9 protein-coding genes and 3 tRNA genes are annotated in these 14,521 nt (G+C 57.3%); 4 read left to right on the top strand and 8 right to left on the bottom strand.

The genetic code is table 11. The features are described from left to right. Positions 1 to 52: 52 nt before the first annotated feature. The 7 genes from QFX07_RS03255 to QFX07_RS03225 form a co-directional block, all read right to left on the bottom strand. A complete protein-coding gene (locus tag QFX07_RS03255; RefSeq protein WP_279754196.1) occupies positions 53 to 2,809 on the bottom strand; it encodes an ABC transporter permease in 2,757 nt (918 codons plus the stop codon). Between the two features lie 3 nt (positions 2,810 to 2,812). After that, positions 2,813 to 3,580, bottom strand: coding sequence for an ABC transporter ATP-binding protein (locus tag QFX07_RS03250; protein WP_279754197.1), 768 nt, complete (start codon positions 3,578 to 3,580; stop codon positions 2,813 to 2,815). Positions 3,581 to 3,968: 388 nt separating this feature from the next. Continuing rightward, entirely contained in the window at positions 3,969 to 5,513 is a 1,545-nt protein-coding gene (gene metG / locus QFX07_RS03245; RefSeq protein WP_279754198.1) for a methionine--tRNA ligase, read from the bottom strand. A 341-nt stretch (positions 5,514 to 5,854) separates the two neighbouring features. Beyond that, positions 5,855 to 5,927, bottom strand: a tRNA-Lys gene (locus tag QFX07_RS03240). Between the two features lie 212 nt (positions 5,928 to 6,139). Continuing rightward, positions 6,140 to 7,168, bottom strand: a complete 1,029-nt coding sequence (ilvC, locus tag QFX07_RS03235; RefSeq protein ID WP_005508646.1) for a ketol-acid reductoisomerase — start codon at positions 7,166 to 7,168, stop codon at positions 6,140 to 6,142. A 284-nt stretch (positions 7,169 to 7,452) separates the two neighbouring features. Continuing rightward, the gene (gene ilvN, locus QFX07_RS03230) at positions 7,453 to 7,953 is read right to left on the bottom strand and encodes an acetolactate synthase small subunit (RefSeq protein WP_279740290.1); all 501 of its coding nucleotides are present in this window, start codon (positions 7,951 to 7,953) and stop codon (positions 7,453 to 7,455) included. Next, on the bottom strand, positions 7,953 to 9,755 hold the full coding sequence (locus QFX07_RS03225; RefSeq protein ID WP_279740291.1) for an acetolactate synthase large subunit: 1,803 nt from the start codon (positions 9,753 to 9,755) through the stop codon (positions 7,953 to 7,955). The genes ilvN and QFX07_RS03225 overlap by 1 nt, the downstream gene beginning before the upstream one ends. 462 nt (positions 9,756 to 10,217) lie before the next feature. Here QFX07_RS03225 and QFX07_RS03220 point away from each other — a divergent pair, with 462 nt between their 5' ends. Further along, a complete protein-coding gene (locus tag QFX07_RS03220; RefSeq protein WP_279754199.1) occupies positions 10,218 to 10,757 on the top strand; it encodes a hypothetical protein in 540 nt (179 codons plus the stop codon). 438 nt (positions 10,758 to 11,195) lie between these two features. Here QFX07_RS03220 and QFX07_RS03215 read toward each other — a convergent pair. Beyond that, positions 11,196 to 11,268 (bottom strand) — tRNA-Lys (locus QFX07_RS03215). A gap of 181 nt (positions 11,269 to 11,449) precedes the next feature. On the opposite strand from QFX07_RS03215, the gene bcp reads away from it, so the two are divergent. The 3 genes from bcp (at position 11,450) to QFX07_RS03200 (ending at position 14,492) form a co-directional block, all read left to right on the top strand. Continuing rightward, positions 11,450 to 11,926, top strand: coding sequence for a thioredoxin-dependent thiol peroxidase (gene bcp, locus QFX07_RS03210; RefSeq protein WP_279754200.1), 477 nt, complete (start codon positions 11,450 to 11,452; stop codon positions 11,924 to 11,926). A gap of 184 nt (positions 11,927 to 12,110) precedes the next feature. Further along, positions 12,111 to 12,192: transfer RNA gene (locus tag QFX07_RS03205), tRNA-Leu, on the top strand. A gap of 152 nt (positions 12,193 to 12,344) precedes the next feature. Continuing rightward, complete coding sequence (locus QFX07_RS03200; protein ID WP_279754201.1) at positions 12,345 to 14,492, top strand: ABC transporter substrate-binding protein; 2,148 nt, start codon at positions 12,345 to 12,347, stop codon at positions 14,490 to 14,492. Positions 14,493 to 14,521: the final 29 nt, after the last annotated feature.

Here is a 14,521-nt window from a genome sequence, read left to right as displayed (position 1 = left end):
TGATCTAAGGCACCATCCGGGGCTTTACTTTCTCACACCCTATATTTGGTTGTTAGCCGCGCATACCCTCAACCGGGGACATGCGAGCCGAACGAGCCGCAGGCAGCGCCGAAGCGAGCATCGCGGCGAGTACACCCACAATGAGGATGACCACGTACCAGATGTACGGCAGGTCAAGCACGAGCGGGGCGCTGGAGCTTACGGCAGCCATCACAATCTTCGCGGAGACCGCACCGATGACCGTACCGGCAATCATGCCGAGCACCACTGCGGCGAGCGTAATCAGAATCGCCTCAATGGAGATCATGCGGCGCAGCTGCTTGCGGGACAGACCCAGCGAGCGGAGCATCGCATTCTCACGGCGGCGTTCGTTGACCGACAGGGTCATCGTGTTCGCCACACCAATGATGGAGATAACCACTGCGAGCATGAGCATCACCAGGGTGAAGGTCAGCATGACGGTCAGCAGCTGGTCAAACGTCTGGCGTTCCTGCAAGCCACCGGTGAAGGAGCTGTCAGGGCTGGCACGGTTCAGTTCAGTCTGCAGGGTCACGTTCTCGCTACTGGTCAGCGGGGATACCGCACGCACCAGAATGACGGTGTCGTTACCGCGTGCCTGGCTGGTGACGGTCAGATGTGATGCCTTTGTCTGAGCTTCCTGATCGCCGCTCGCGATTGCTTCTTCCAGTCGCTTCTGAGCTTCCTCAGCGGCGGGGTTGGCAACTGCCTGCGGGGTCTTGGCGTCCTGCAGCTTGGCAGCGGTGGCAGGGTTGACAATCAGCAGGTGCTGCTTGGTTTCGGACTTGACGGGCTTGAGTTCCAGTTCGCCGAGCGGGCCGCGCGCCTTCAGACGGCTGGACTCATTCAATCCAGCGGACTTCCAGAGTCCCTGAGGTACGAGCACGGTGTCGTCAGCAAGGTTCGAGTTTTCGTTCGGCAGGATTGCCTTCAGATCGGAGGAGCTCAACGCCACCAGGTCAGCGTTCTGGTTGACACTCTGGCCTTCGTACTCGACGGTGTAGTCAACCACGCCAGCGGCGTAACCAACAGCGGATGCCTGAACGTTCTTAATGCCCTTGACCTTGGAGGCAATTCCCTCCGCCTTGGTCACGGTAGAAGCCGCCTCAGACTGGTCATACGAGCTGTACTTCGCCTGCGCAGAAATCGGGTACTGCTGATCCAGCGCCTTGACGAACGATGCGCTCAGAACCGTGTAGCCGGTCAGCACAATCGACACGACCAGGGTGCCGACAAGCACAGCACGGCCGGTGGAGACGGTGCGCCTGGGCGAACGCAGAGCGTTGGCGAGCGCAAGCTTACCGGTCTGGGTGCGGGTGACCATGCCGAGGGCGCGTACCAGCGGAGGTAGCATCAGCGGGGTGATGAGGAAGATCGCAATACCGAGCAGCAGTGCTGCGATCATACCGAGGAAGATTGCGGAGTTACCGTCACGGTTCGTGCTGGTTGCCTTATCGAGAGCAGTCACAACAGCGACCACGCCACCGATGGCGAAGAGTACACCGATGATCGGGCCGACCTTACCGGGCTTGCTGACTTCGCGGTTGGTGTGTTCGCTCATTGCGCTAATGGGCGAGATGCGCAGGGCACTTCGTGCCGGGGAGAGCGACGCCAGCACCGTCACAATGGTGCACAGCAGGGTACTGATAATCACCGGGGTGATCGAGTACGAAATCATGATGGTCGGAACCATGCTTCCCACCAGCATGCCGACCGGGAAGGTCAGCAGAGCACCGATGAGGGAGAACACCACGCCCACGGTAATGGATTCGACGAGCAGCATCCGTACGAGGGAGCCGCCGCGGGCACCGAGGGTGCGCAGCAGGGCGAGCTCGCGGATGCGCTGGCCGACCAGCACCGCAAAGGTGTTGGAGATGACGAAGGAGGAAACCAGCAGCGCCAGGGCCGCGAAGGCACCCAGGATCACGCTAATGGAGGTGAAAACCTCAGAGATGCTCTTCTGGAAGTCTTCCAGCAGCTTCTGACCGGTCATAACGCGCGGGTCGTTCTTAGTGTCGCCGCTGCTGAGGGAGTCCTGCAGGCTCTTGAGTTTGGCGTCGGTTACGCCGTCCTTGAACTTGAGGTAGATGAGGTTCGCGCCAGCCATGCTACGGTAGCCTGCCGCCGAGCTACTGTTTTCTGTCTCGGCTGCTTTCAGGGTGGCTTCGCCGAGGCTGGTGCCGCCCACGAAGACAGCCCGGTTAGTGGTGGAGCCTTCAAATCCGGTGTCGAAGATACCGACGATGGTGTATTCGGCGGTCTTGTCAGTACCGGGAGCACTAACGGATTCTACAACGTCGGTTCCGGTGACCTTGCCGTTCAGCGAAAGGTTGTGCTCCTTCGCGAAGTAGGTAGAGACCATGATTTCACGGTCGCTGCTGGGGATTTTGCCCTGCACTTTGTACGGGAAGAGGCTAGAATCGGAGGGCAGCTGGTTGTACTGCATCTGGGTTTTCTGGTCACCAGTGCCGAGCGTACCGGTAACGGCATACTGTACCCAGTAGCCGGAGAGCAAGTCGCTCTGCTCCACCTTCATAATCTGCTCACGGGTCAGGAAGATGGCGTTGCTGTCTTTACCGTCGCTGGTTGTAGCGGCGGAGGCGACGACCGCCTCGGCGCGGGAGAGCACGTCACCAATGGAGGAGTTGACGGTCGCCTGCAGCGAGTTGGTGAGCATCATAATGGCGGCGATGAAGAAGGATGAGATCGCGATGCCTATGCCCGTGAGGACGTATTTTCCTTTGGAGGCGCGCAGGTTGGAGCGCGCCACCGTGTTCAATGTGGTTGCCACGGCTTATCGACCTTCCAGCTGTGCCATTGCGCCAAGGACGGCGTCGTAGGTGGGTTCGATCATTTCGCCGGCGACCATGCCGTCCTTGATGAAGACCACGCGGTCTGCGTAGGAGGCGGCGTTTGCGTCGTGGGTGACCATGAGGATGGTCTGTGCGTGGTCGGTTGCGGCGGCACGCAGCAGGCGTAGCACCTCGGCACCGGAGTTGGAGTCGAGGTTACCGGTCGGTTCGTCGGCGAAGACCACTTCGGGGCGTGCAAGCAGGGCACGCACGATGGCGACACGCTGCTGCTGACCGCCGGAGAGCTGTTCGGGGCGGTGGTCGAGTCGGGTTTCCAGGCCGAGGGTCTTGACCAGGTAGTCGCGCCACCGCGGGTCGGGCTTCTTACCGGCAAGGCCCAGAGGCAGATCAATGTTCTGGCCCGCGGTGAGGGTGGGGACCAGGTTGAACGCCTGGAAGATGAAACCGATGTGTTCGCGGCGGAACTCGGTGAGGGCGTTGTCCTTCAGGCCGAAGAGCTCGGTACCGCCAATACGGATGGAGGTCGCCGGGTTCGGGTCGGGAGTGTCCAGGGTTGCGATGGTCTGCATCAGCGTGGACTTACCGGAACCGGAAGGACCCATAATTGCGGTGAACTTACCCTGCTCAAAGTCAACGGAGACGTTGTTGAGGGCATGGACAGTGGCTTCACCGATGCCGTAAGTTTTGGAAAGGTTTCGTGCGGAGACGGCAGGCTGTGCCGTCTGTGCGTGATGAGTTGTCGTAGTCATGCTTAAATTATTTCACACAGCGTGGCGCTGACTAGTGGTTTTTTCTCATCCTCCAGGTTGATTTTGGTGGGTGGGCACCGGGTCTTTATCTATGGATTCAGAGTGCCCCACTAACTCCGCGGGCTGAGCTGAGCCTGTGCCGGGCTGGGCTGGATGCAGGCCTCATCCTTAAGGATGAGTGGCGGCTCAATCGGCGTTCTCACAGTGCATCCTTACCCCGCTTCCCTTACCCCTGCTTCTCTGCCTCGTACCCGTACCTATATATGCGAAAACCCCCGGCTCCTCCCCCGTCTGGGGTGGGGAAGCCGGAGGCTTTCATAGACTATCCGTTATAGCGCTATCATTGCAGCGCTATCTCAGGCGCTGTCCACTAGTGTTCAGGCAGTTGTTATGCCTCGGGCGCTTCGTAGCGGGGGAACACCGGTGCGGGTGCGGGCAGTTCCGTGCCGGGCACGAGCGCGGTACCGATGGCTGCGAACTGGCGTGCGTCGCCTTCGGGTACGCCGAGCAGGGTCAGCAGCTTGGCGGTTGCGTCGGGCATGACGGGCTGCAGCAGCAGGGCGACCTTGCGTACGACTTCGAGGGTTACGTACAGTACGGTGTTCATGCGGTCGAGTTCGCCGTTCTTGCGCAAGGTCCAGGGTTCCTGCTCTGCGAAGTAGGCGTTGGTGTCTGCGAGCACAGTCCAGATGCGTTCCAAAGCGCGGTGGAATGCCTGCTCGTCGAAGTCTGCACGGACCGGCTCGTAGAGGGCTGCCGCCTCGTCGAGAATCTTGCGGTCGGCTTCGGTAAATTCGCCGTGAGTGGGCGCCGCGCCGCCGCAGTTCTTAGCGACCATGGACAGGGAACGCTGGGCGAGGTTGCCGAGGTTGTTTGCCAGGTCGGAGTTGATGCGGTTGATGATGGACTCTTCGGAGTAGGAGCCGTCCTGGCCGAAGGATACCTCGCGCATGAGGAAGAAGCGTACGGCGTCCAGGCCGAATGCGTCGACGAGGTTTGCGGGGTCGACGACGTTGCCGACGGACTTGGACATCTTTTCGCCGTTCACGAGCAGGAAGCCGTGGCCGAAGACGCGCTTGGGTAGCTCCAGGCCGGCAGACCACAGGAATGCAGGCCAGTAGATGGAGTGGAATCGGGTGATGTCCTTACCGATGAGGTGCAGGTCGGCCGGCCAGTACTTGGTGAACAGTTCGTTGTCGGTATCGGGGTAGCCGAGGCCGGTGAGGTAGTTGGTGAGGGCGTCAACCCACACGTACATGACGTGCTTGTCGTTGCCGGGTACGGGTACGCCCCAGTCGAAGGTGGTGCGGGAGATGGACAGGTCGTTGAGGCCGCCCTTGACGAAGGAGATCAGCTCGTTACGGCGCGATTCGGGGTAGACGTAGCCTTCGTTAGCGTAGAGCTCAAGGAGCTTGTCACCGTACTTGGAGAGGCGGAAGAAGTAGGACTCTTCTTCGGTCCATTCGACTTCGGTGCCGGTGGTGATGGCGTAGCGCTGGCCGTCGCGCACTTCAGTTTCATCTTCTGCGTAGTAGGCTTCGTCGCGTACGGAGTACCAGCCGGCGTACTTGTCAAGGTAGATGTCGCCGTTTTCTTCCATGCGCTTCCAGATGGCCTGGGATGCGGTGTAGTGGTCGGGGTCGGTGGTGCGGATGAAGCGGTCATAGCTAATGTTCAACGCATCGTTCATTGCTTTGAAGCGTGCGGAGTTCTCGTCGGCAAGTTCCTTAGCGGTCTTACCGAGCTTCTCTGCGGTGGTCTGCATCTTCTGGCCGTGCTCGTCGGTGCCGGTCATGAAGCGCACGTCGAAGCCGTCGAGGCGCTTGAAGCGGGCTAGCACGTCGGCTGCGATGGTTTCGTAGGCGTGGCCGATGTGCGGGTTGCCATTAGGGTAGGAGATGGCGGTGGTGATGTAGAACGGAGTTGCAGTCATAACTTTCAGTTTACCGCAGTCTTAGGCTAGGCTCTCACCCTGGTTATGTATAGTCTGAAATGCGACGGCCCAAACACCAAGCCGCCAAGCAACAGACCAAACCGTGACAACCCTCCCCACCCGGTTCGCTAGGCACGGGGTGCACACGAAACTACCGTGCACCCCAACAAACCGGCGGGATAACGCGCCCCTGCCCAACCTGCAGAAACCACCTGAGGAATCGGTGTCGTCCGTAGTGACATCAGGGTGTCCGAGCTCTGCGAGGACAGGTCCCCCTGTAGGAACAAGGAGAACGCAAAAATCCCGCCAATTCCGAAGAATCAGCGGGATTTTCTTTGATGTGCGCCCCCTGGGACTCGAACCCAGAACCCATTGATTAAGAGTCAATTGCTCTGCCAATTGAGCTAGAGGCGCTTATTTATTTTTCAAGGTCTCCCTTGCAACGATTAAATACTATACGGCATTTTATGAATGCCTGCAACTCAATTAATAATGAACTGCATCACACATTTGCCAGGTGGTGCTTTTCAGCTTGAAATAGCAAAGAATCCGGCGCTCCACCCCTCCTCTATGTGGGGCGAGAGGTGAAACGCCGGATTCTTAGAAAGCTATTGCTGAGCTACCGTTTAGCGAGCGACGGAACCTTCGGTGTAGTCGTCGTCAACGGAGTTCCAGGAGAACAGCTCGCGCAGCTTGCGGCCGGTTGCCTCGATGGGGTGTGCCTCGCCCTTTGCGCGCAGTTCCTTGAACTCGGGTGCGCCTGCAGCCTGGTCTTCCATGAAGCGCTTTGCAAAGTTGCCATTCTGGATGTCTGCCAGGACAGCCTTCATGTTTTCCTTGACCTCGGGGGAAATCACGCGGGGGCCGGAGACGTAGTCGCCGTACTCTGCGGTGTCGGAGATGGACCAACGCTGCTTAGCGATGCCACCCTCAATCATCAGGTCAACGATGAGCTTGAGCTCGTGCAGAACCTCGAAGTATGCGATTTCGGGCTGGTAGCCAGCTTCGGTGAGGACCTCGAAGCCGTACTGGACAAGCTGAGAGGTGGAGCCGCAGAGGACTGCCTGCTCGCCGAACAGGTCGGACTCGGTCTCTTCGGTGAAGGTGGTCTTGATGACGCCTGCGCGGGTTGCGCCGAGGCCCTTTGCGTAAGACAGCGCCAGTGCGAGTGCTTCGCCGGATGCATCCTTCTCAACTGCGACCAGGGCGGGAACGCCGCGGCCTGCTTCAAATTCTCGGCGGACGGTGTGGCCGGGACCCTTGGGAGCAACCATTGCCACGTCGACACCCTCAGGTGCGGTGATGTAGCCGAAGCGGATATTGAAGCCGTGTGCGAAGAACAGTGCGTTGCCGGGCTTCAGGTGGGGTTCGATGCTTTCTGCGTAGACCTTTGCCTGGACCTGGTCCGGGGTCAGAATCATAATGACGTCTGCTTCTGCTGCTGCTTCTGCAACGGTTGCGACTCGCAGGCCTTCTGCCTCAGCCTTGGCACGGGACTTGGAGCCCTCGGACAGACCGACGATGACCTTCACGCCGGAGTCACGCAGGTTCAGTGCGTGTGCGTGGCCCTGGGAGCCGTAGCCGATAACTGCTACAGTGCGACCCTGAATCAGGGAGAGGTCTGCGTCGTCGTTGTAGAAAATGGTTGCTGCCATTTCTTCTCCTCAGTAAGTTTGGTATGCGGCCCAGGCTGGGCTCAACATTGACTATTCTACTTGATAGCTTTTGGGGTGCAGGCTTACGAGAGTGCTTCTCAGATTTTGGCTGAAAGTATTTGTACCCTGCTTGATCGGGGGGGCCGGGGTTTTCGGTGCCGGATTTTCTGTACCGAGCTTTTCAGTACCTGGCACTCCCCCGCCCGCACTGTGAACTGGTGTGTTTCGGTGGTACGGGCGGGACTGCTACAAGGGTAGCGTGGGGAGCACTAGATGCACTCGTGCTAGATACGTTCGCTCATGGCGCGCGGGCCGCGTGCCAGGGCGATGGTGCCTGCGCGAACAATTTCGCGAACACCATAGGGTTCCAGAACGTCCAGCAGTGCGTTGAGCTTCTCCGCAGAACCGGTTGCCTCGATCACAACAGACTCGGGGGAAACGTCGATCACAGATGCACGGAACAGGTCTGCCGCCTGGACGATCTGCAGGCGTGCCACTGCATCCGCCTTAACCTTAATCAGGATGTGGCCGCGCTGGGTGGAGGATTCGGCGGGAAGCTCGACAACCTTCAGCACGTGAACGAGCTTGTTCAGCTGCTTGGTAATCTGCTCGATGGTATGGGCGTCACCCTCGGTCACGACGGTGATACGGGAAACACCGGGGTTTTCGGTGGGGCCCACAGCCAGGGAGAGGATGTTGAACAGACGGCGGGAGAACAGACCGGAGACGCGGGTAAGAACGCCCGGCTTATCTTCTACCAGAACGGACAGAGTGTGCAGAGCCATTAGTTCTCTCCCTCACGATCGAACTCGGGCGAAGTGTTCTTCGCAATCCAAATCTTGTCATTAGATACGCCTGCCGGGACCATGGGCCAGACAAGGGCGTGGGGGCTGACAGTGAAGTCAATGACGACAGGGCGGTCGTTGATTTCCAGGGCAGCCTTAATGGTGGCATCCACATCCTCGTCGCGCTCGCAACGGAAGGTTGCACAGCCATATGCTTCACCAAGCTTGACGAAGTCGGGGATACGTACGGTGCCGTGACCGTCCTTCAGGTCGGTGTTGGAATAGCGCTCGTTGTAGAACAGAGTCTGCCACTGACGCACCATACCGAGGGAGGAGTTGTTGATGATGGCAACCTTCACGGGAATGTTGTTATGTGCGCAAGTGACCAGTTCCTGGTTGGTCATCTGGAAGCAACCGTCACCGTCAATAATCCACACGGTGGATTCGGGGTGCGCAACCTTAGCACCCATACCTGCAGGAACGCCGTAGCCCATGGTGCCCAGACCAGCGGAGCTAATGAAGTGGCGGGGGTTCTCCTGCTGAATGTAGTGTGCACCCCACATCTGGTGCTGACCAACGCCGGTGACGTAGTATGCGTCAGGACCGGTCAGAGCGCTAATACGCTCGAGGACGTATTCGGGCGAGCCGAGACCGTCGGTGGGCTTCTGGTAGCCGAGCGGATAATCCTTGCGGATAACGTTCAGCTCGTTCCACCACTCGGTGAGGTTCGGCAACTGGTCTGCGAATTCGGTGGAGAGCAGGTCGGTCAGCTCAGGCAGGACATACTTGAGGTCGCCGACAATCGGAACATCCGCGAAGCGAATCTTCGAGATTTCTGCCGGGTCAACGTCAATGTGGATGACCTTAGCCTCGGGAGCGAAAGAGTCAAGCTTACCGGTAACGCGGTCATCGAAGCGTGCACCGAGGGTAATCAGCAGGTCAGACTTCTGCATTGCTGCGACGGCGGGGACGGTACCGTGCATACCGGGCATACCGAGATTCTGGGGGTCCGAGTCGGGGAACACGCCAATAGCGTTCAGGGTAGTGACGACGGGTGCACCGATGAGCTTAGCCAGCTTGTGGAACTCTTCGGAAGCACCTGCACGGACCAGGCCACCGCCAACGTAGAAGACGGGGTGCTTGGACTCGGTAATGTACTTTGCGGCTTCGTGGATCTGCTTGGAGTGGCCGCGAGTGACGGGGGTGTAGCCGCGCAATTCGAGGTCCTCAGGAATACCGCGGTATTCCATCATGCCAACCTGTGCATCCTTGGTGACGTCCACGAGCACGGGGCCGGGGCGGCCGGTAGATGCGATATGGAATGCTGCTGCGAGCGCACGGGGGATGTCTTGCGGGTCGGTAATCATGAAGGAGTGCTTGGAGATGGGCATTGCCATGCCGACAATGTCAGCTTCCTGGAATGCGTCGGAGCCAAGCAACGCGGTGGACACCTGGCCGGTGATTGCGACCAGCGGGATGGAGTCCATGTTTGCGTCGGCGATTGCGGTCAGCAGGTTGGTTGCACCGGGGCCGGAGGTTGCGATGCACACGCCGGTCTTGCCGCTGGACACCGCGTAGCCCTGAGCTGCGTGGCCTGCACCCTGCTCATGGCGGACCAGGATGTGGCGAACCTTCTTAGAGTCATACAGTGGGTCATAGGTCGGCAGAATAGCTCCACCAGGCAGGCCGAATACGTCAGTCACACCCAAATCTTCGAGGGTGCGGACGATTGCCTGAGAACCGGTCATGCGTTCTGCGGGAGCGTTTACCGCGTCATCAGAAGTGGAAAATCCCATGGTCATGGAAATGCCTCGTGTCTTAATGGTTCTTCGTTATATTCAATGTTCTGCAGGAGGATTGTGTGGTCCTCACGCATCCTATGCCCGGGGGTACCAAGCTATAAAAAATGCCCCTCGCTGTTGGTGGTAGCGGTAGGGGCGCTCAGTCGCAGTGAATAGACCCTGCCACTCCCCTAGGAGACGAGTACAAGGTTGATAATTCGCTGGTGCATTGCTGTCTTCACCCTTCCATGATGAAGCCCTGGGCGGGGGTGAGTCAAATCTCTATGGGGTATCGTGGTGGTTTCTGCACGGAAACCCCCAAGTCAGCCTTCTTCTTTCATGATGTGGACACTTTGCGTGTGTACGTGGATTTTAGCGCAGGTTTTTGAACAGGTGAGAAAAACTCGCTTTTTTGGATGTCATGGCGCGTAATATGTACGAATACTCGTGACCTTCTTCCTTTGCCCCGGTAGACTGATTTCTATGACCGAACCGATTATCACGGTCGCTAATGAGCTGACCGAAGCAAGTAAGTACGCAGAGGTTATCGACCCCCGTAACTCTATTGAGAGTAGCGAGTTTTTGACGGGCGAGGAACTCATTCGGGTTCTGCACCCGGTTTTTGACGAGCAGATTATTAACTACGGTGCATACAATTTGGTATATGCATCTGGCCGCGCGGTGTACCGTAATCCTGATTTGGCGTTGCATCAGCATCCTGATCAGGAGCATTTTATTGTGGGGTATCAGGATGCGCCTGATGAGGTGATTATTGCTCCGGTGAATTTGCCGGCGTTGACGCCTGCGGGTACTGCTACGACGATTGATAATACGAATGCGCTGCATGCGTATCGTGTGGGTGACGATGCGGTGACAATCGAGTCGGTGAATGGTAGCTCATTCTTCTTGTCTTTTGAGGATAATGCAGAGCTTTCGACTCGCTTTGGCACTGGACTTTTGGAGCAGGGTCGCGATGTTGAGGATTTCCGCGAGTTTGTGACGCGGATATGGCCGGTCCTGTAGTCAAGACTTTTCGTATGGAAAGCCCACCGCACCCCTCTGGGTTTGCGGCGGGCTTTCCTATACCCAAACGCCAAGCCGCCAGGCAGCACACTAAACCACGACAGCCTTCCCCCGCCCCGCATGCAAAACTCCCAACCGCCACGCAACACGCCAAACCGCGACAGCCCTCCCCCTCCCAAGTTTGCTAGGCACGGGGCGCACATGGTGAACCACCGCGTACCTGCCGCAACCCCGGCGGGACCGAGCGTACCTCAAATACCGATACACGCGGAGGTGCATATATCCTCTGTCGCGACATCAGGGTGTCCGAGCTCTGCGAGGACAGGTCCCCTGCAGGAGCAAAGAGGATAATATGCACCTCAAGCCATGAAGACTGTATTTCAAGGGGAACGCAAAAATCCCGCTGATTCCGAAGAATCAGCGGGATTTTCTTTGATGTGCGCCCCCTGGGACTCGAACCCAGAACCCATTGATTAAGAGTCAATTGCTCTGCCAATTGAGCTAGAGGCGCTTATTTATTTTTCAAGGTCTCCCTTGCAACAGAAAAATACTATACGCGAGTTTTCATGGTGCACGCAAGTTGATTTACAGTGAGGCTGGACACATTGTTTGAGTGAGGTGTGTGAGACACTAGTGTGTACACTGTGTGGGGCGCGTCCGCACCCCTCCACTGTTATTTTGAGGAATTATTAATGAGTGTTCGTCTTGAGCCGGGTGCTCCGGCACCTGCTTTTTCGTTGGTTGATTCGGCTGGTATTACTCATAGTCTAGGTGACTATGCGGGCATTAAGGTGATTTTGTATTTTTATCCGAAGGCGTCGACTCCGGGTTGCACTAAGGAGGCGTGCGATTTCCGCGATAATTTGGCATCGTTGAAGTCGTTGGGTTACGTAGTGTTGGGTGTTTCTCCGGATTCGCCGGCGGCTATTGCACGTTTTGTGGAAAAGGAATCGTTGACGTTCCCACTGCTATCTGATGCTGATCATGCGGTTGCCGAGGCGTATGGTGCATGGGGTGAGAAGAAGAATTACGGCAGGGTGTACGAGGGTCTGATTCGTTCGACGTTTGTGATTGATGAGCGGGGTGTTGTTTCTGTGGCTCAGTACAATGTGCGTGCGACGGGCCATGTGGCGAAGCTGCGTCGTGATTTGGGTATTGACCCGAAGTAGGGGCATGTTTCCTAGGGCTTGCATATCGCCATTCTGATGCTTCTTAAGGGGGCTGCTGTTCGGCGTATTTTCGGGCTTTTCCCTATGGGGGCTTCTTTTACGGCTTGGAGAACCTTGGTTCCTGGTGTACACTAATTTTTTGTTGCCTCAGACGCATACATCTTCGGATGTGGGGTGACGCTACGCGCGAGTGGTGAAATTGGCAGACACGCAGGATTTAGGTTCCTGTGCCTTATGGCGTGGGGGTTCAAGTCCCCCCTCGCGCACAAACACATTTTACGTTGGGTCCGCCGTCACGGTTTTCGTGGCGGCGGGTTTTCTTGTATGTGCCTTGCCGGGGTGAGTGTGTCTCGCCCGGTTGGGTGTTGAACCGTTATCCTGAGAGGTAAGCATCCGCGACGGAAGAGAGGACGCTCCCGTGCAGCATCAGCCTTATGCATCATCAGCTGTTGGCAATTCTGGCGCACTGCTTCGAGCCACTGTCGGCTCGAGCGGCTTGAGTCGACGCGCCGTTTTGCGTTTTGGCGCGCTTTTTAGTGCTGGTTTAGCACTTTCTGCGTGTTCTGGTCAGTCTTCTACTGGTTCGTCTGCTAGTTCATTGGCGAGTGCGTCGCCTGCTGATGTTCGTCGTATGTTCCGTTTTGCACAGGGTGCGGCGCCATTGGGTTTGGATCCGGCATTGTTTCCTGTGGCGAGTACGTATCAGGTGACGGCGCAGGTTTTGCAGACGTTATTGGTGGCGAATCATTACACGGGCGATCCTGAGGTTCAGGATTCTTTGTGTGCTGAGTGGACGGTTTCTGATGACCGTTTGGTGCATACGTTTGTGCTGCGTGAGGCGCATTTTAGTAGTGGCGTTGCATTGACTGCGGATGCTGTAGTGCAGAATTTCCAGAGATGGCAGGCGTTAGCTACGGGGCAGGATACTTCTGCTCATGCGGTGCCTGCTCAGCCTTTATTTGCATGGGGTTTTGGTGTGCCAAAGCCAGGTTCTATTGATTCTTCGGCAGTGGAGCCTGCGCCTGTTCAGGCGTCTCCGTCGGGTGCGACTACTCCGTCTGCTTCTGCTAGCGCGTCTGTTTCTCCAAGTGCTTCCGCGGCTGATTCTCCGCACGCTACTCCATCGGTTCCTGAGCCTGCACTGCCGGATGATAAGAAGAGCGCACAGAAGGCGAATGCCGCTCAGTCGCCTGCGGTGCAGCCGTTTTTGCCGTTGGTTTCGTCGGTGGTAGCGAAGGGCAACTCTGTGGTGGTAACCCTGTCGCGTCCTTCGTTGGCGTTCCCGCGTATTTTGACGCAGCAGGCATTCGGCATTATTGATCCTTCGCTTTTTGGTGCTGATCAGAAGCTGACGGGCAACCCGGTGGGTACGGGTGCGTTCCGTGTGGAGTCATTCGAGGCTGGCATGGTGCGCCTGCTGAAGAACACCCATTTTGACGGTCCGGTACCTGAGCTGGATGAGATTCAGATTTCGACCCTCACTTCGTCGGATAAGCGTTATTTTGCGCTGATGGAGGGTCATATTGATGCGTGTGATCAGGTGAATTCTTCTGATCTGGGTCAGTTGGCGCGTGATGGTTATCAGACTCCTGGTCGTGACCCGTTCTCGCTGGTGTATTTGGGGTTGAATACGGCGCATCCGGTGTTGAAGAACATTTCGGTGCGGCGCGCTATTTCGCATGCGGTGGATCGTGGTGCGTTACATCAGTATTATCCGCAGGGCACCTCGGATGCGCAGACGCTGATTTCGCCGTCATTCCGTATTAAGGCTAATGACGCGAAGGATTACACGGACCGCAATCAGAATATGGCGCGCTCACTATTAGCGGCTGCTGGTTATGACAATCAGATGATTGAGTGCTACTACCCTGCCGATGTTTCTCTGCCGTGGATGGATACTCCGCAGAAGGTGTATTCGGAGATGGTGGGTTCGCTGATTGAGGTGGGTCTGAATATTAAACCGGTGCCGTTGCCGTGGGCTGAGTATTTGGAGAAGAGCCGTGATGTTTCTTCTGAGCGCGGTATTACGTTGGCTGGTTTCTACGGCATGTACCGTGACCCGTATGCGTTCTTTGGTCCGGTGTTGGCGCAGTTGATTGCGGAGCATCAGGTGCGTTCGTTGATTACGAATGCGCCGACGGATATGACGACAGGTTTGACGAAGAAGAATTCTGATTTTCCGTCGTCACATGGTGCGGATTCGAATGTGCAGATTTCTGCGACTCCGAACCCGCAGCCGAGTTATTCGCCGGATCCGTTGTCTCCGGAGGAGGTTTCTGCTTCACCGAGCCTTTCGGCGACTCCTTCACCGTCGCCTACTGCTGCAGCGGTGGCGCCGTCGCCTCGTTTTACTGAGGTAATGGAGGCGATTCGTACTGCGGATTCTGCTGTTTCGGTGGATTCGCAGCGTGAGTTGTATGCGAAGGTTGTGTCTCAGTTGGGTCAGTTTATGCCGGCTGTTCCGTTGTTGAATGTGACGTCTAAAGTGGCTGTGAGCCGTGAGGTTCAGGGTTATCAGACGGAGCAGAATGCGATTGAGCTGTTTGGAAAACTGCGTAAGTTGTAGACAGTTCAGGTTTGAGTGTTGCATTGTGC

Source organism: Rothia similimucilaginosa, assembly GCF_029850985.2.
Lineage (GTDB): Bacteria > Actinomycetota > Actinomycetes > Actinomycetales > Micrococcaceae > Rothia.
This window is presented reverse-complemented; position numbering and strand designations above follow the sequence as displayed.